This is a genomic window from Streptomyces sp. NBC_00045, from assembly GCF_045041095.1.
Classification (GTDB): domain Bacteria; phylum Actinomycetota; class Actinomycetes; order Streptomycetales; family Streptomycetaceae; genus Streptomyces.
In genome coordinates this window covers 2,099,901-2,115,948 of sequence record NZ_CP108271.1, presented here as the reverse complement: position 1 = coordinate 2,115,948, position 16,048 = coordinate 2,099,901, and the positions used below count along the sequence as shown (strand labels likewise).

Sequence of the window (16,048 nt, the reverse complement as noted above, 5' to 3'; positions counted from 1 at the left end):
CCTACATCTTTCTGTAGGGACTCGACAGAGCCCGTCGCAAGGCCCTGTGGGAGATCGATTCTGCGCACGGGGTACCTGGCCTATAGGTTTTTGGTTACTCAGACCGCTAGTCGAAAGGGTGATCCGTTGAGCCGCTCGGTTCTCGTCACCGGAGGAAACCGGGGCATCGGCCTCGCCATCGCCCGAGCCTTCGCGCAGGCCGGCGACAAGGTCGCGATCACGTACCGGTCGGGTGAGCCGCCGCAGGAGCTCACCGCGCTCGGCGTCCTGGCGGTCCGCTGCGACATCACCGACTCGGAGCAGGTGGAGCAGGCCTACAAGGAGATCGAGGACGCGCACGGAGCGGTCGAGGTGCTGGTGGCCAACGCCGGCATCACCAAGGACACGCTGCTCATGCGCATGTCCGAGGAGGACTTCGCGTCCGTCGTCGACACCAACCTCACCGGCACGTTCCGGGTGGTCAAGCGCGCGAACCGTGGCATGCTCCGTGCCAAGAAGGGCCGCGTCGTCCTGATCTCCTCGGTCGTCGGCCTGCTGGGTTCGGCCGGACAGGCCAACTACGCCGCCTCCAAGGCGGCGCTGGTCGGCTTCGCCCGCTCGCTCGCCCGTGAGCTCGGCTCGCGCAACATCACCTTCAACGTCGTGGCCCCCGGTTTCGTGGACACCGACATGACGAAGGTGCTCACCGACGAGCAGCGCGCGGGCATCGTCGGCCAGGTGCCCCTGGGCCGCTACGCGCAGCCCGAGGAGATCGCGGCAGCCGTGAGCTTCCTGGCGTCCGACGACGCCGCGTACATCACAGGAGCCGTCATTCCCGTTGACGGCGGATTGGGCATGGGTCACTGATCACCATGAGCGGAATTCTCGACGGCAAGCGCATCCTCATCACCGGGGTGCTGATGGAGTCGTCCATCGCCTTCCACGCCGCAAAGCTGGCTCAGGAGCAGGGCGCCGAGGTCATCCTCACCGCGTGGCCGCGCCCGTCGCTGACCGAGCGCATCGCCAAGAAGCTGCCCAAGCCGGTCAAGGTGATCGAGCTCGACGTCACCAACGACGAGCACCTGGCCCGCCTGGAGGGCCTCGTCCGCGACGAGCTCGGCGGCCTCGACGGCGTCGTGCACTCGATCGGCTTCGCCCCGCAGGACGCCCTCGGCGGCAACTTCCTGAACACCCCGTTCGAGTCGGTCGCGACCGCCATGCACGTCTCGGCGTTCTCGCTGAAGTCGCTGACCATGGCGTGCAAGCCGCTGTTCCCGGCGGAGGGCGCGGCCATCGTCGGCCTCACCTTCGACGCGCAGTTCGCCTGGCCGCAGTACGACTGGATGGGCCCGGCCAAGGCCGCCCTGGAGGCCACCAGCCGCTACCTCGCCCGCGACCTGGGCAAGGAGAACATCCGCTGCAACCTGGTCTCGGCCGGGCCGCTCGGCTCGATGGCCGCGAAGTCCATCCCGGGCTTCTCGGACCTGGCGGACACCTGGAACCACCGCTCCATGCTGGAGTGGGACATGAGCGACCCGGAGCCGACCGGCCGGGGCGTCGTGGCCCTGCTGTCGGACTGGTTCCCGAAGACCACCGGCGAGATCGTCCACGTGGACGGCGGCCTGCACGCGATGGGTGCCTGAGCGCACACGCGTACGTCCGTACGGCGGCGGCCGCGTCTCCCTCCCGGGGGGCGCGGCCGCCGCCGTACGTGCCCGTGGGGGCGGGGATCCCGGCGGCTCGCTCGATCAGATTTTCGCCCTCCGACCGGATCTTCCCGAGTCGAAAACCTGGACGGATGCCTGCAAACTGGCCGAGTCGGGATCTTCCCGGCGCGTGCGGGGCGGAGGTGCAGGAGTGCGCGCGAGGCGGAGCCGAGCGGTATCGCTGCTGGTCACCTCGGTGGTCCTGACGGGGTTCCTGGTCCCGGGGGCCGTCGCGCAGCCCGACGGGGGCGAACCGGTGCCCGGGCCCGAGGCGGTGGCCCCCGCCGTCGTGGAACAGGCCGCGGACCAAGCCGTGGAACAGGCCCCGGACCGGGCCCCGGACCGGGCCGTCGTGGACCTCGACGAGATCTCCGCCGAGCCGCCCGTACGGACCGCCCCGCCGGCCGGAGCGGAGCTGTTCGGCGCCGACTGCGACACCGTGATCGAGGGCTCGCAGGTGACGGCCACCTGCCACAACGCCTATCCGGAGACCGACCTCCTGCGCCTGCACGTGGAATGCGACCGCTGGTGGGACGTGGACGCGGACAGCGCCGCGACCGCCGTCGGGCCGGCCGGACGGATCGAGCTCACCAGCCGCTGCTGGAAGGAGGTCCGCTCGGCCTGGGTCACCCACCAACGGCCGTGACCGGGACGGCCGCACCTCCCGGTCGCCGGACGGCGCGCCGCCGTGTCCTGCCGCGCCGCCGCCTCCTGTCGCGCACTACTTCTTGCCCAGGCACGCGAACGGGTAGCCCGCAGCCTCCGAGGCCGCCGCGTCCCCGTCCCCGCGCCGGACCGCCTCGATCAGCCGTGCGTGGTCCAGGTGCGCCGCCGGATCCAGCTCCGTGCCCACGTCCGTGCGCAGCCAGTCGGCCACCAGGTCGCCGAGGTCCGCGTAGAGCTCGATCAGCACCTCGTTGTGCGAGGCGGCCACCACCGCCATGTGCAGCGCCACGTCCGCGGCCACGAACCGCTCCGCGTCCCCGCTCTCCCAGGCCTCCTCGCGCCGCGCCAGCAGCGCGTCCAGCTGGACCAGGTCCCGCTCGGTGCGCCGCTCGGCCGCCAGTCGGGCCGCGGAGGACTCCAGCGTCGAGCGGAGCTCCGCGATGTGCCGCGGGTCGGCGCCCGCGAAGCGGCGGTGCATCACGCCGGCCAGCTCGCTGGTGGCGATGACGTACGTCCCGGAGCCCTGCCGGATGTCCAGGAGCCCGTTGTGCGCGAGGGCCCGGACGGCCTCCCGCACGGTGTTGCGGGCGACGCCCAGCAGCTCGACCAGTTCCGGCTCCGTGGGGATGCGGGATCCGACCGGCCATTCGCCGGACGTGATCTGGTTCCTGAGCTGGGCGATCACCTGGTCGACGAGCGCGGAGCGCCGGGGTGAGGTCAACGGCATGCGGGCGGGGTCCTCTCGGGGTTCAGCCTAGGGGGTGACAGTCAATCATCCTATGATTCTATGATGGCGCTATGCCCGACGAAGACATCCGCACCCTGAACCGGCCCCTGGCCGCGCGCACGGTACCCGCCCAGCCCCGCTCCACCACCCCCGCGAACCCGCGACCGCAGCCCACCTGGCTCGGCCCGGTCCTCATCGTCGGCATCGTGCTGGCCGCCCTCAACCTGCGGCCCGCCATCACCAGCCTCGGCGCCCTCTTCGAGGAGGTCCGCACGGGTCTCGGCATGAGCGGCACCGTCGCCGGACTGATCACCTCCGTCCCCGCGCTCTGCTTCGCCGTCTTCGGCGTCACCGCACCCCGGCTCTCCCGCCGCTTCGGCCCCGCCGCCGTCGTCTGCGCCGGCATGGTCGCCGTCGCGGCCGGCCTGCTGATCCGGCCCTTCACCGACAACGCCGTCGGGTTCCTCGCCGCCAGCGCCCTGTCCCTGGCGGGCATAGCCCTGACCAACGTGCTGCTCCCGGTCATCGTCAAGCGCTGGTTCCCGGACCGCGTGGGCACCATGACGGGCCTGTACTCCATGGCCCTGGCCATCGGCACCTCGCTCGCCGCCGCCGTGACCGTCCCCATGACCTCCGCCCTCGGCGGCAGCTGGCGCACGGGCCTGCTGGTCTGGGCCGTGCTGGCGGTGGCCGCCGTACTGCCCTGGCTGCCCGTCACGGCGGCCGTCCGGCGGGAGAGGCGGGCCGCCTCCGGGCCCGCCGCGGACGTACGGGCCGACGAGGGTCCGAAGATCGTCCGCAGCCGTACCGCCTGGGCCCTGGCCTGCTACTTCGGTCTGCAAGCCACCGGCGCGTACATCACCATGGGCTGGCTCCCGCAGATCTTCCGCGACGCCGGGGTCTCCGCCGGCACCGCCGGCATCCTGCTCGCCGTCACCATGGTCATGGGCGTACCGCTCGCCTTCGTCATCCCCAACCTGGCCGGACGGATGCGGAACCAGGGGGCCATCGCCGTCACCCTCGGCGTCTTCGGCGTCGTCGGATACAGCGGCCTCCACTTCGCCCCCGCCGCCGGAGCCTGGGCCTGGGCCCTCCTGCTCGGCGTCTCCAACTGCGCGTTCCCCCTCGTCATCACGATGATCGGGCTGCGCGCCAAGTCGCCGGCCGGTGTCGTCAAGCTGTCCGCCTTCGCGCAGAGCGTCGGCTACCTGATCTCCATCCCCGGGCCGCTCCTCGTCGGCGCGCTCTACCAGCACAGTGGCGGCTGGGACCTGCCCCTGACCGTCATGACGGGCCTACTGGTCCCGCAGATCGTGCTGGGCGTCCTGGCCGGCCGGGACCGCACGATCGAGGACGAATGCGGCATGCGAGACTGAGCGGCATGTCGCCCGTACTCGAACCGAACCCGCAGAACAGTCACAAGAAGCTCGGCATGGTGCTGGGCGCGATGCTCGTCGTGACCGTGATCATCTCCGTCATCGCGACCGTCGTCTCCCCCTGACGGCGGCCCCCGGGTGGGGATAACCCCCCAACCCCTAGGGGGTCAGGTTCAGGGTCGACTGGGGTGTGCCCCGGATGGGCAGCGCGTCTTCGGATCCATAGATTCGAAGAGAGCGAGCCAGTCCCACCCCGCACCCACGGAGGCGGCCATGTCGGCCCCCATGACATCCCCGCACGTCCGCGGCCCCGGTCCCCGACAGCACGGCGCGAGCGCCCGGCTGCACTGGTGGGCGCTGGCCCTTCCCGCGCTCGCCTTCGGCCTCCTGCTGATGCTGCTCGCCGGCTCCGGCGAGGCCCATGCCGCCACCGGAGAGGCCACCGCCATCCTCCAGGTCACCGAACAGATCCTGCGCGTCGTCGGCTGACCGGGCACCTGCGCGGGCCCCCGAGCGCGCACGGGCCGATGCGCGCCGGGGGCCGCCCCGCACGCGCCGCCGAGCGCCCCAACACCCTGCGCTCCATGGCCCGATTCGTGCGAAGCTGGGAGCCATGAGCGCCGACACACCCCGCAGGATCGTCCTCCTCCGGCACGCCAAGGCCGACTGGCCGCAGGTGGCCGACCACGACCGCCCGCTGGCGGAACGGGGCCGCAAGGACGCACCGGCCGCCGGGCTGAAGCTGGCCGAGACCGGCATCACCTTCGACCTGGCCCTCTGCTCCACCGCCGCCCGCACCCGTGAGACCTGGAAGCTCGCCGTCCAGGAGATGCCGCACCGGCCGCGGACCTCGTACGAGGAACGGCTGTACGACGCCTCGCTGGGCCAGCTCATCGCCCTCCTGAACGAGACGTCCGACGAGGTCAAGGACCTCCTCGTCATCGGCCACAACCCGGGCATGCACGCCCTCGCCGACGCCCTCTCGGGACGCGCGGAGGGCGACACCCTGGCCCGTATGACCCAGACCGGGTTCCCGACCGCGGCCTTCGCCGTCGTCTCCTTCACCGGCTCCTGGAAGTCCGTGGAGCACGGGGTGGGCACCCTGCTGGACTACTGGACGCCCAAGGACCACTGAGCGGGCGTACGTCGCCGCGACGCAGGTACGAGGCACGACGCAGGTACGAGGACGGGCCCCGGCGCGGTCGATCCGCCGGGGCCCGTCCTCGTCCGCGGGCGCCTCAGGTCAGGCCCGCGGCCTCGACCTCTTCCCGGGTGACCCCGAGCAGGTACAGCACCGCGTCCAGGAACGGCACGTTCACCGCCGTGTGCGCGGCCTCGCGGACCACCGGCTTGGCGTTGAAGGCCACGCCCAGCCCGGCCGCGTTCAGCATGTCCAGGTCGTTGGCGCCGTCGCCGATCGCCACCGTCTGGGCCAGCGGTACGCCGGCCTCGGCCGCGAAGCGGCGCAGCAGCCGGGCCTTGCCCGCCCGGTCCACGATCTCGCCGGTGACCCGGCCGGTCAGCTTGCCGTCGACGATCTCAAGGGTGTTGGCCGAGGCGAAGTCCAGGCCCAGCCGTTCCTGCAGGTCGTCCGTCACCTGCGTGAACCCGCCGGAGACCACACCCACCTGGTAGCCGAGCTGCTTGAGGGTGCGGATCAGGGTCCGGGCGCCCGGGGTGAGCCGCACTTCGGAGCGGACCTTGTCCACGACGGAGGCGTCCAGCCCGGCCAGCAGCTTCACGCGGGCGTGCAGCGACTGCTCGAAGTCCAGCTCGCCGCGCATGGCCCGCTCGGTCACCTCGGCGACCTCGGCTTCGCAGCCGGCGTGTGCCGCGAACAGCTCGATGACCTCGTCCTGGATCAGGGTCGAGTCCACGTCCATGACGACCAGGCGCTGGGCCCGGCGGTGCAGGCCGGCCGAGACGACGGCCACGTCGACGCCGATGTGCGCGGCGGCGGTGGCCAGGGCGGTGCGCAGCGGCTCGGTCTCGCAGCCGGAGACGGCGAACTCGACGGCCGTGACCGGGTACTTGGCGAGCCGGAAGATGCGGTCGATGTTGCCGCCGGTCGCGGTGATGCGGGCGGCGATGGCGGCCGTGGACTCGGCGGTGAGCGGGTGTCCGAGGACGGTGACGTGGGAACGGCCGCTGCCGCGCGGCCGGTTGTCGCCGGTGCCGGAGAGGATCTCGGCCTGCATCTTGAGCGACTCGGCCCAGCTGTGGACGGTGGCCCGCAGCTCGCCCTCGGCGCCGCCGGTGGGTTGGGTGACGAGGGCGCACAGGACGATGCGGCCACGGGTGACGACCTGCTCGATGTCGACGACGTCGACGGAGTAGGCGGCGAGGGTGTCGAACAGCCCGGCGGTGATCCCGGGACGGTCCTTGCCGAAGATCTTGACGAGGAGGGTGGGGACGTCGGAGGTCTGCGAAGCGCTCATGGTGCCCTCACCGTATCTTCCCGCCCTCCGTGCTTGGACCCCCGTCCCACCTGCCGGAACCATTTTCCGGCGGAGCGCGTGCCGCCGCTGCCCGGCGCGGGCGTCCGGGGGACGGCACAGCGGGTGGCGGGGGGATGAACGGGGGCCGAAGAACGGGTGTCGGGGCGCTGGGGGCGGGCCGGCGGCCGACCGTGTTCGATATGTCCGACCCCGCCCCGCCCGGCCTCGCCCCGCCCGGCCTCGCCCGCCCCCGGCTCGGCGGATCGGCGGCCTCAGCCCGGGGGCCCGGGGGGTTGCGGGGGCTTCGGCGGTCGCGGCGGGGGAGGCGGGGGAGGCGGCGGGGGCGGGGTGAACGGCGGGCGGTGGGGCGGGGCCGGGCGTCCGCGGGGCTTCCGGGGCAGCCAGGTGATGGTGACGTCCCAGGAGCCGTCCGGCTCGGCGTCCGGGTACGGCTCCGGCGCGGGGGCCGGTCGGGCGTACGGGTACGGCCGCCCCGGCGCGGGCCGGTACGGGGCCGTCGGCGCACCGGGAGCCGCGCCGCCCGCGCCCGCCGCGCCCGCCGTTCGGCCGGCTCCGCCCGGCGCAGCCGTCGGCACCGGCAGCGGCGGACGGCGCCCACCGGCCGCCAGGGCCCCCGCACCGCCCGCCACCGCACCCCAGGCCGCCCCGAGCAGCAGCGCGTAGGGCGTGTCGCCCCACAGCCGCACCGCGGCGTCCACTGCATCGACGCCGAGCACCGACAGTGAGGCGTCCACCGACAGCCCCGTCAGACGCACCAGCACCGCCAGCGCCACCGCGGTCACCGCCGACAGCCGCACGGCGCACTCCAGGATCCCGCGCCCGGGAGTGCGTACGGCAGCCAGCACACCGGCGCCGAGCAGCAGCAGCCCCGCCCCGGCGACCAGCAGCCAGACCCGGCCGTCGTACTCCGCGAGCCGGGACACCGTCACCGGCTCCCGCGCCGACACCCCCAGCAGATCGTCCAGCGGATCCGGCAGGAGTCGGCCCGGCGTGCCCGTGGCCCGGCCGTCGAACGGCACGAACAGCCCCAGCAGCATTCCCGTCCAGGCCCCGTTCGGCGTCCCCAGCAGTGCGGCGCCCAGCACCCGCTGCGGGTGTTCGTCCCCCAGAGCCGCCCACACCGCGGCCGCCAGCCCGGCCGCCACCGCCCCCAGCAGCGCCACCACCAGCGCCGACACCGCGGGCCGCAGCCGCGCGAACGCTGCCGGTCCGCGCCGCGAAGCCAGCAGCGCCAATGCCAGTACGGCCGACACCCACACGGCCGCGCCCAGCAGCGTCGGCCCGGACTCCACCGAGAACCCCACGCGGGGCCGGGTGTCGATCAGGTCCCCGAGGCGGTCCGGGAGCACCCCGCCGATGTCGCCGATCCCGGGGACCACCACCTTCGGCGGGGTCCTCGGCAGCCGCGTCCCCTCCAGGGTGACCACGTCGCGCCCGGCCCGGGCCAGCCCGGCCGCCGCGGCGACGAACAGCGCCGCCACCGCGGCCGCGCGGGCGGCGAGTTCCCCGGGCGGCGCCCCGGTCCGGAGCGAGCGCAGGAAGATCCGGGCCAGGACCAGCGCCCCGGCCAGCCCGACCCCGAGCGGCATGACGGCCAGTGAGGTCGGTGACCCCGGCCCGGTGGTCCCGAGGACCGTCACGTCCCCCGACGGGGTGACCGCGCCGCCGATCGCGAGGACCACCACGGCGGCCGTCATCGCTACGAGGGAGCCTCCCCCGGATTCCGTCCGGGGGTACCCCCAGCCGTCGGCGCCGAGCAGCCGCAGCCCCAGGGCGGCGACCCCAGCCATGGCGACGAAGGCCCAACCGGCGGCGGCGATCGCCGAGACGAGCACGTCTCCCCAACGAATGCGGCGCATGCGTGCTCCCGATGCCTGCCGAGCGGGACGGGACGGCGCCGGACGGAACCGGCCAGGGCGAGAAGTCCCGTATCTCACTCTCCGGGTGACTTTCACCCCCGTCAACGGGCAGACGTAGACGCCGTGGGAAGGCCCCGATTCCACATGTGGCCGCGGGCCTGAAATAGTTCCCCCGGATGTTCGCCATCCCTAGACTCCCTGACGTCGGACTCCCTGGCGTCAGGGGGATTCTCGGGGGACTTAAGTGGGGCTGGAGTGCCGGAACTCGTACTGGAATTGAATGGAAGGACCTGGACGCTCGATCCGTCCAGGTCGTACTCGCTGGGGCGTGACCCCCAGGGAGACGTGGTGATCGATGACGCCCGGGTGTCGTGGCGGCATGCCACCATCGCCTGGAACGGCCGGGGTTGGGGCATCGAGGACCACGGCAGCACCAACGGCACCTACGTGCGCGGCGCGCGGGTCCAGCAGGCGGAGCTCGTGCCGGGCACGCCGGTCCACCTGGGCAACGCCACCGACGGCCCGCGGCTGAATCTGAGTGCCGCCGCCGCGCCGCAGCAGGCCGTACCGCAGCAGGCGGCCCCGGCGTACCAGGCCCCGGCGCCCGCCTACCAGGCCCCGGCCCAGCAGGCCGCCCCGGCGTACCAGGCGCCCGCGCAGCCGCAGCAGCAGGCCTGGCAGCAGCAGGCGCAGCAGCCCGCCGCCCACCAGCAGCCGCAGCAGCCGCACTTCCCGCAGCAGCAGGGCGGCGGCGCCGCGCCGCACCCGGCGCAGGGCGCAGGTCCCGCCTACGGCGGTGACCGCAGCCCGACGACGTTCCACCAGATCGCCGTCGGCCGCGTCATGCGGATCGGCCGTGCGCTGGAGAACGAACTCGTCGTCTCGGACCTCCAGGTCTCGCGCCACCACGCGGAGTTCCGCTCCGCCAACGGCCGCTTCGAGATCCACGACCTCGGCAGCCACAACGGCACCTACGTCAACGGCCAGCCGCTGGCCAAGTCCGGCACCGCGCTGCTCGGCCCGAACGACATCGTCGGCGTCGGTCACTCGACGTTCCGGATCGTCGGTGACCGGCTTGAGGAGTTCGTCGACACCGGTGACGTCTCCTTCTCGGCCCGCCACCTCACGGTGACGGTCGACGGCGGCAAGCAGATCCTCAAGGACGTCACCTTCGGCGTCCCGGAGAAGTCGCTCATCGGCGTCATCGGCCCCTCCGGCTCCGGAAAGTCGACGCTGCTCAAGGCGCTGACCGGTTACCGGCCCGCCAACGAGGGCGACGTCCTCTACGACAACCGCAACCTGTACAAGCAGTTCGCGGAGCTCCGCCAGCGCATCGGCCTGGTCCCGCAGGACGACATCCTGCACAAGGAGCTGAAGGTCAGCACGGCCCTCAAGTACGCGGCCAAGCTCCGCTTCCCCGGCGACACCGCCGAGGCCGAGCGCGCTGCCCGCATCGGCGAGGTCCTGCGCGAGCTCAAGCTCGACATCCACAAGGACAAGAAGATCACCGCGCTTTCCGGTGGTCAGCGCAAGCGCGTGTCCGTGGCGCTGGAGCTCCTCACCAAGCCCTCGCTGATCTTCCTGGACGAGCCGACCTCCGGCCTCGACCCGGGCATGGACCGCGACGTCATGCAGCTGCTGCGCGGCCTCGCCGACGACGGCCGCACGGTCCTGGTCGTCACCCACTCCGTCGCCGAGCTGTCCCTTTGCGACAAGCTGCTGGTCATGGCCCCGGGCGGGTCGGTCGCGTACTTCGGCCCGCCGGACGAGGCGCTGAACTTCTTCGGCTACACCACGTGGGCGGACGTCTTCTCGGCCTTCGAGAACTACCGCGACTACGACTGGGCCGGCCGCTGGAAGGGTTCGCAGCACTACCAGCTGTACGCCGCGGACCTCGACGCGGTCGCGCCGCAGCAGGTCGCGATGCCGCCGATGCAGCAGATGATGCCGCCGAAGGCGCAGGGCTGGGGCGATCAGCTGTGGACCCTGATCCGCCGCTACGTCTCGGTGATCGCGTCCGACAAGGGCTTCATGGCCCTCATGCTGATCCTGCCCGCGGTCCTGGGCGTGGTCTCCACGGTCATCCCCGCGACCTTCGGCCTCGCGCCGCCGAAGCCGCCGTCCCGGTTCAACGGCGACGCCGGCACGATCATGCTGATCCTGTGCGTCGGCATGTGCTTCTCGGGCGCCGCGAACTCGGTCCGTGAGTTGATCAAGGAACGGGTCATCTACGAGCGCGAGCGCGCCACCGGCCTGTCGCGGTCGGCGTACCTCATGTCGAAGGTGATCGTCCTCGGCTTCATCACGGCCATCCAGGGCGCGGTCATCTGCGCCATCGGCTTCACCCCGCGCGACCTGCCCACCGAGGGCCTGCTCATGCCGCCGGCCGTCGAGCTCTGCCTGTCGGTCACCGCGCTCGGCTTCACCTCGATGATGTTCGGCCTCGTGATCTCCTCGCTGGTGAAGACCGCCGAGAAGACCATGCCGCTGCTCGTGATGTTCGCGATCGTCCAGGTCGTGTTCACCGGCATCCTCTTCCAGGTCTACGACTCGCCCGGCCTGGAGCAGTTCGCCTGGCTGATGCCGTCGCGCTGGGCGGTCGCCGCCGCCGGTACCACGCTCGACCTCGGCAGGCTCATGCCGCCGTGGGACCAGCAGAACCCGACCAACACCGATCCGCTCTGGGAGCACTCCATCGCACAGTGGGGCGTGAACATCACGATCCTGCTGCTCATCGGCGTGGCCTGCGGCTTCGCCGTGGAGAAGCTGCTGCGCCGCCACGAGCCGGAGGTCATGCGCAACTAGTCGGCCCGCTCCGGCGAACACCCCGCACCAACGCCTCAGGGCGGCACCCGGATACCGGGTGCCGCCCTGAGGCGCGTGGGGGGTTGCTCCGCCAATGGCCCTTAGTAGGCGCTGTTGACGTTGTCGATCGAGCCGTAACGGGCGGCGGCGTAGTTGGCCGACGCGACGATGTTGGCGACCGGGTGGTACTGGTCCAGCGGGGTGCCGGGGACGTGGTACGCGAGGAACGTCGGCTTGATGATCTGGAGCAGACCCTTCGAGGGCACGCCGTTCTGGGCGTTGATGTCCCAGTTGTTGATCGCCCGCGGGTTGCCGCTCGACTCGCGCATGATGTTCTTGTACAGGCCGTTGTAGGTGCCCGGAATCTTGTGCGCCTTCATGATCGACAGCGACTCCTTGATCCAGCCGTCAAGGTTGTTCGCGTAGACCGGCTTGCGCACGGCGGAACGGCTGGCAGCAGCCTTCGCCTCGCGGTCCTTCTTCGCCTTGGCCTCGGCCTTGGCCTTCGCCTTGGCCTTCGCCTCGGCGTCGGCCTTCGCCTTCGCGACGGCGGCGGCCTTGGCCTTCACGGCGGCCTCGACCTTCGCCGCGTCGGTGGCCAGCTTGGTCTGGGCGGTGAGGTGCTGCACGGTCTTGGCCTGGACACCCTCGACAGCCTGGGTCCACGCCACGGGGGCGGCGGTCACGGTCGTACCGGCGTCGGCGGTGCCGGCGGGGACGACGGTGGCGGCCAGGGCGGCGGCGCCGATGGTGGCGAACGCGGCGAAGGACATCTTGTGCGCCTTCGTCAGACGACGACTGTGGCCGGGGGTGCTGGTCTTGGACATGCGTAGCAACCTCTTCGAATAGCGGGAGCCGCAGGAAAGCGCCGCTCGGATCCGGGATCCGCGGCGCTGTGCGACGGGAGCAATTCTTAGCGGCGGCAAAATCGCCTGGCAAAGGTGTGACGTACGATCCTGCTTAGTGGATCACGGGACGTCACGGAGCCCGGAATTCCGGGCTCGGCGCTAGGCGCAGCAGTGCTGACACGCCCTTTATTTATCCACTAGGCAACTTCGTAAGTGACCTGCGTCCTATGCGCGGGCTCACATCGGCCACGTAACGGTCTCGCCATGTGTTGCGGTAGCAATGCACTCTGTAATGAAATTCTCCGACCTGAGGACCACGAACCCCCGCCCGCCCTCATGCTCAAGGCAGACACGGCCCCCGCGACCCCCTCCCTACGGAGGAGGACGCCCGGCCCTCCGCCCTAGGGCCCGAGCCCGATCCCGCAGGTCAGAGCCGCGAGTACGGTGACCTCATGACAGCCAGTCCCGGGTTCGGCAGCCCCCGCAGCGGCCTCGCCGCCGTCAGCACCGCCCTGCTCGCCATGAGCCGCCGGCTGGAGGTCCGCGACGTCCTGCGCACGATCGTCGTCTCGGCCCGCGAGCTGCTCGACGCCGAGTACGCGGCCCTGGGCGTCCCGGACGACCACGGCGGGTTCGCCCAGTTCGTCGTGGACGGCATCAGCGAGGAGCAGTGGCGCCGGATCGGCCCGCTGCCCCGCCAGCACGGCATCCTCGCCGCGATGCTCCACCAGGACGGCCCCGAGCGGCTGGCCGACGTGCGCAAGGACCCCCGCTTCGAGGGCTGGCCCGCCGCCCACCCCGAAATGTCCGACTTCCTCGGCCAGCCCGTCCGCGACGGCGAAGAGACCCTCGGCGCCCTCTTCCTCGCGAACAAACGCAGCCCCGGCGGCTTCACGCAGGAGGACGAGGAGCTCCTCGCGCTCCTCGCCCAGCACGCGGCGATCGCCCTCACCAACGCCCGGCTCTACGAGCGCAGCCGCGAGCTCACCATCGCCGAGGAGCGCTCCCGCCTCGCCCACGAGCTGCACGACGCCGTCGCCCAGAAGCTCTTCTCGCTCCGCCTGACCGCCCAGGCCGCCGCCGCGCTCGTCGACCGCGACCCGGCCCGCGCCAAGGACGAGCTCCAGCAGGTCGCCGCCCTGGCCGCGGAGGCCGCCGACGAACTGCGCGCCGCCGTGACCGAGCTGCGCCCGGCGGGTCTCGACGAGGACGGCCTGATCGCGACCCTCCGCGACCAGGTCCACGTACTCGACCGCGCCCACACCGCGCACGTCACCTTCACCTGCGACGGCATACGGGCCCTCCCGGCGACCCAGGAGGAGGCGCTGCTCAGGGTTGCCCAGGAAGCCCTCCACAACGCCCTGCGGCACTCCGGCGGCGACCACGTCGAGGTCACCCTCGCCCGCCGGGCCGCGGGAGCAGTCCTGACCGTCACGGACAACGGAAGGGGCTTCTCCCCTTCCTCGATCCGCGCGGCCGGGCGCCACCTCGGCCTGGTCTCCATGGGGGACCGGGCGAGCGGCGTCGGCGGCCGCCTCACCGTGCACTCGGAGCCCGCAGCGGGCACCACGATCGAGATGGAGGTCCCCGGTGGCTGACGCACCCATCCGCGTGCTCCTCGTGGACGACCACCAGGTGGTCCGCCGCGGGCTGCGCACCTTCCTGGAGGTCCAGGACGACATCGAGGTGGTCGGGGAGGCCGCCGACGGGGAGGAGGGCGTGGCACGGGCCGAGGAGCTGCGACCCGACGTGATCCTCATGGACATCAAGATGCCGGGCACCGACGGCATCGAGGCCCTGCGCAGACTGCGCGCGCTGGCACATCCCGCGCGGGTACTGATCGTCACGAGCTTCACCGAACAGCGGACGGTGGTGCCGGCACTGCGGGGCGGAGCCGCGGGATACGTCTACAAGGACATCGACCCCGAGGCCCTGGCCGGAGCCATCCGCTCCGTCCACGCAGGCCACGTGCTGCTCCAGCCGGAGGTGGCGCAGGCCCTGCTCTCGCAGGACGGGCAGCCCTCGTCGGGCCGGGGCGGCTCCCTGACCGAACGGGAACGGGAGGTGCTGTCCCTCATCGCGGACGGCCGCTCCAACCGGGAGATCGCCCGCGCGCTCGTGCTGTCGGAGAAGACGGTCAAGACGCACGTCTCGAACATCTTGATGAAACTGGACCTCGCGGACCGCACCCAGGCGGCGTTGTGGGCGGTCCGGCACGGGATCACGGACTGAACCCGACCAGAATCGGACTGTCCAGTTCCGATCACAAATTCATACGGTCGGGTGGATGTCGCCCACATGGCGCATCCCGTTCGTCAGATGACCGTTCTTCATGACGTGCCGCGGCGGCTGGCCGCGGCAGACGCACTGGAGGACGAAGAACGTGAAGAACATCAAGAAGGCCACTGCCGTCACCATGATCGCGGGCGGCCTCCTTGCCGCGGGCGCCGGCGTCTCCTCGGCGCACGGCGGTGCGTCGGCGGACGGCCAGGCCGTGGGCTCGCCGGGCGTCGTCTCCGGAAACCAGGTCCAGGTCCCCGTCGACGTCCCGATCAACGTGGTCGGCAACGCCGTCACGGTCATCGGCCTGCTGAACGGCGCCTGGGGCAACACGGGCGTCAACGCCTGACCCCCGCCCCGGGACCGGCCCCGCTTCCCCACCTCTCCCCGGGAAGCGGGGCCGAGCCGCGTCCGGCCCGCGAAAGACGGCCCTCAGCCCCGCTCGCGCTCCTCGACGGCCGAGTTGTACGCGGCGACCAGCGCCCGTCGCGCCACCCGCTCCACCGGACGCAGCGCCTCCGCCCGCGCCGCCATCTCCGAGGCGGCCACCGCACCGCCCGGCCCGTGCTCGTACGCCAGCGACACCAGCAGATCCACCCGCTGCGCCAGCGCCAGTACCCGCACCGCCCGCGTCGGATACCCCGGCGCCAGCACTTCCCGCCCGGCATCCGCCCGCGCCCGGTACGCCGACAGCGCGGCCTCCGCCACCGGCCCCGACCCCGCCACGTCCAGCCGCGTCAGCACCACCGTCGCATCGCGCAGCGCCTCCGCCAGCTCCCGCTCCGCCTCACCCAGCGACGGCACGTCCGCCGGCGGGGCCTCCCGCACCGGCAGGCAGTGCCAGGTCACCGAGACGTGCACGTCCCCCGCCGGCCCGGCCTCGACCACCTCCGGCACCAGACCCAGCGCCGCACCCACCGCGACCACCGCTTCCTCGGCATCCAGCGCCCGCGCATTGAACTCCGCCGGCCCGCTCAGCCCCAGCGGATGCCCCGGCGCCGGTAGCGCCACCCGCAGCCCGGTCACCCCCAGCGCGCGCAGCCGCCCGAGCGCCAGCGTCAGGCCCACCGGACCCGATTCGCCCGGCAGCCCCACCACCCGGTGCACGGCGTCCTCGCCCACGATCGACAACACGGCCCCGTCGGGCGAGACCAGTCCGGCCAGCAGTGCGTTCCCCCAGGCGGCCAACCGCCCTGAACGTGGTTCGAAAAGCATTCCCCCACTTTACGGATCGACCCGGATCGACCCGGATCGGGCCGCGCGGCCAACCTGGCGCCCGGACCCCTCGCCGAGTGGCGTAGGTTTTCCCCTGGGGCTGCGCCTTCCGGTGCACAGACGAAACC

16 protein-coding genes are annotated in these 16,048 nt (G+C 72.2%); 11 read left to right on the top strand and 5 right to left on the bottom strand.

What is annotated here, in order from left to right:
- Positions 1 to 126: 126 nt before the first annotated feature.
- The 3 genes from fabG to OHA65_RS10000 all read left to right on the top strand — a co-directional run bounded on the left by fabG (position 127) and on the right by OHA65_RS10000 (position 2,331).
- Positions 127 to 846 (top strand): 3-oxoacyl-[acyl-carrier-protein] reductase, encoded by a 720-nt coding sequence (gene fabG / locus OHA65_RS10010; protein WP_030300576.1) that lies wholly within the window; start codon positions 127 to 129, stop codon positions 844 to 846.
- A 5-nt stretch (positions 847 to 851) separates the two neighbouring features.
- Positions 852 to 1,622 carry an enoyl-ACP reductase FabI gene (gene fabI / locus OHA65_RS10005; RefSeq protein ID WP_327282776.1) on the top strand — a complete coding sequence of 257 codons (771 nt, stop codon included), beginning with the start codon at positions 852 to 854 and terminating at the stop codon, positions 1,620 to 1,622.
- Between the two features lie 214 nt (positions 1,623 to 1,836).
- On the top strand, positions 1,837 to 2,331 hold the full coding sequence (locus OHA65_RS10000; RefSeq protein WP_328762321.1) for a hypothetical protein: 495 nt from the start codon (positions 1,837 to 1,839) through the stop codon (positions 2,329 to 2,331).
- Between the two features lie 75 nt (positions 2,332 to 2,406).
- On the opposite strand, the gene OHA65_RS09995 is transcribed toward OHA65_RS10000, so the two are convergent.
- The gene (locus tag OHA65_RS09995) at positions 2,407 to 3,078 is read right to left on the bottom strand and encodes a FadR/GntR family transcriptional regulator (protein ID WP_327282774.1); all 672 of its coding nucleotides are present in this window, start codon (positions 3,076 to 3,078) and stop codon (positions 2,407 to 2,409) included.
- A gap of 71 nt (positions 3,079 to 3,149) precedes the next feature.
- On the opposite strand from OHA65_RS09995, the gene OHA65_RS09990 reads away from it, so the two are divergent.
- The 4 genes from OHA65_RS09990 to OHA65_RS09975 all read left to right on the top strand — a co-directional run bounded on the left by OHA65_RS09990 (position 3,150) and on the right by OHA65_RS09975 (position 5,589).
- Positions 3,150 to 4,454, top strand: a complete 1,305-nt coding sequence (locus OHA65_RS09990) for an MFS transporter (RefSeq protein WP_328762319.1) — start codon at positions 3,150 to 3,152, stop codon at positions 4,452 to 4,454.
- Between the two features lie 5 nt (positions 4,455 to 4,459).
- Complete coding sequence (locus OHA65_RS09985) at positions 4,460 to 4,579, top strand: SGM_5486 family transporter-associated protein (protein WP_267882186.1); 120 nt, start codon at positions 4,460 to 4,462, stop codon at positions 4,577 to 4,579.
- 160 nt (positions 4,580 to 4,739) lie between these two features.
- Positions 4,740 to 4,943, top strand: a complete 204-nt coding sequence (locus tag OHA65_RS09980; protein WP_371646471.1) for a hypothetical protein — start codon at positions 4,740 to 4,742, stop codon at positions 4,941 to 4,943.
- A 124-nt stretch (positions 4,944 to 5,067) separates the two neighbouring features.
- Complete coding sequence (locus OHA65_RS09975; RefSeq protein WP_327282771.1) at positions 5,068 to 5,589, top strand: histidine phosphatase family protein; 522 nt, start codon at positions 5,068 to 5,070, stop codon at positions 5,587 to 5,589.
- A gap of 103 nt (positions 5,590 to 5,692) precedes the next feature.
- On the opposite strand, the gene serB is transcribed toward OHA65_RS09975, so the two are convergent.
- Positions 5,693 to 6,892, bottom strand: a complete 1,200-nt coding sequence (gene serB / locus OHA65_RS09970; RefSeq protein ID WP_327282770.1) for a phosphoserine phosphatase SerB — start codon at positions 6,890 to 6,892, stop codon at positions 5,693 to 5,695.
- 272 nt (positions 6,893 to 7,164) lie between these two features.
- Positions 7,165 to 8,772, bottom strand: coding sequence for a streptophobe family protein (locus OHA65_RS09965; RefSeq protein ID WP_405761757.1), 1,608 nt, complete (start codon positions 8,770 to 8,772; stop codon positions 7,165 to 7,167).
- Positions 8,773 to 9,027: 255 nt separating this feature from the next.
- On the opposite strand from OHA65_RS09965, the gene OHA65_RS09960 reads away from it, so the two are divergent.
- Positions 9,028 to 11,577, top strand: a complete 2,550-nt coding sequence (locus OHA65_RS09960) for an FHA domain-containing protein (protein WP_327282768.1) — start codon at positions 9,028 to 9,030, stop codon at positions 11,575 to 11,577.
- A gap of 101 nt (positions 11,578 to 11,678) precedes the next feature.
- Here OHA65_RS09960 and OHA65_RS09955 read toward each other — a convergent pair whose 3' ends face one another.
- Positions 11,679 to 12,404, bottom strand: coding sequence for a transglycosylase SLT domain-containing protein (locus tag OHA65_RS09955; RefSeq protein ID WP_327282767.1), 726 nt, complete (start codon positions 12,402 to 12,404; stop codon positions 11,679 to 11,681).
- 473 nt (positions 12,405 to 12,877) lie between these two features.
- Here OHA65_RS09955 and OHA65_RS09950 point away from each other — a divergent pair, with 473 nt between their 5' ends.
- The 3 genes from OHA65_RS09950 (at position 12,878) to OHA65_RS09940 (ending at position 15,054) form a co-directional block, all read left to right on the top strand.
- The gene (locus OHA65_RS09950) at positions 12,878 to 14,023 is read left to right on the top strand and encodes a GAF domain-containing sensor histidine kinase (RefSeq protein WP_327282766.1); all 1,146 of its coding nucleotides are present in this window, start codon (positions 12,878 to 12,880) and stop codon (positions 14,021 to 14,023) included.
- Complete coding sequence (locus OHA65_RS09945) at positions 14,016 to 14,657, top strand: response regulator transcription factor (RefSeq protein ID WP_327282765.1); 642 nt, start codon at positions 14,016 to 14,018, stop codon at positions 14,655 to 14,657. The genes OHA65_RS09950 and OHA65_RS09945 overlap by 8 nt, the downstream gene beginning before the upstream one ends.
- Before the next feature lie 151 nt (positions 14,658 to 14,808).
- Positions 14,809 to 15,054, top strand: coding sequence for a chaplin (locus tag OHA65_RS09940; protein WP_327282764.1), 246 nt, complete (start codon positions 14,809 to 14,811; stop codon positions 15,052 to 15,054).
- 83 nt (positions 15,055 to 15,137) lie between these two features.
- On the opposite strand, the gene OHA65_RS09935 is transcribed toward OHA65_RS09940, so the two are convergent.
- Positions 15,138 to 15,920, bottom strand: coding sequence for a hypothetical protein (locus tag OHA65_RS09935; protein ID WP_327282763.1), 783 nt, complete (start codon positions 15,918 to 15,920; stop codon positions 15,138 to 15,140).
- Between the last annotated feature and the right edge of the window lie 128 nt (positions 15,921 to 16,048).

Coding starts and splice junctions, on each gene's coding strand:
- fabI (WP_327282776.1), top strand. CDS start 852: ATGAGCGGAATTCTCGACGGCAAGCGCATCCTCATCACCGGGGTGCTG.
- OHA65_RS09985 (WP_267882186.1), top strand. CDS start 4,460: ATGTCGCCCGTACTCGAACCGAACCCGCAGAACAGTCACAAGAAGCTC.
- OHA65_RS09965 (WP_405761757.1), bottom strand. CDS start 8,772: ATGCGCCGCATTCGTTGGGGAGACGTGCTCGTCTCGGCGATCGCCGCC.
- OHA65_RS09950 (WP_327282766.1), top strand. CDS start 12,878: ATGACAGCCAGTCCCGGGTTCGGCAGCCCCCGCAGCGGCCTCGCCGCC.
- OHA65_RS09935 (WP_327282763.1), bottom strand. CDS start 15,920: ATGCTTTTCGAACCACGTTCAGGGCGGTTGGCCGCCTGGGGGAACGCA.
- serB (WP_327282770.1), bottom strand. CDS start 6,892: ATGAGCGCTTCGCAGACCTCCGACGTCCCCACCCTCCTCGTCAAGATC.
- OHA65_RS09995 (WP_327282774.1), bottom strand. CDS start 3,078: ATGCCGTTGACCTCACCCCGGCGCTCCGCGCTCGTCGACCAGGTGATC.
- OHA65_RS09980 (WP_371646471.1), top strand. CDS start 4,740: ATGACATCCCCGCACGTCCGCGGCCCCGGTCCCCGACAGCACGGCGCG.
- OHA65_RS09990 (WP_328762319.1), top strand. CDS start 3,150: ATGCCCGACGAAGACATCCGCACCCTGAACCGGCCCCTGGCCGCGCGC.
- OHA65_RS09975 (WP_327282771.1), top strand. CDS start 5,068: ATGAGCGCCGACACACCCCGCAGGATCGTCCTCCTCCGGCACGCCAAG.
- OHA65_RS09955 (WP_327282767.1), bottom strand. CDS start 12,404: ATGTCCAAGACCAGCACCCCCGGCCACAGTCGTCGTCTGACGAAGGCG.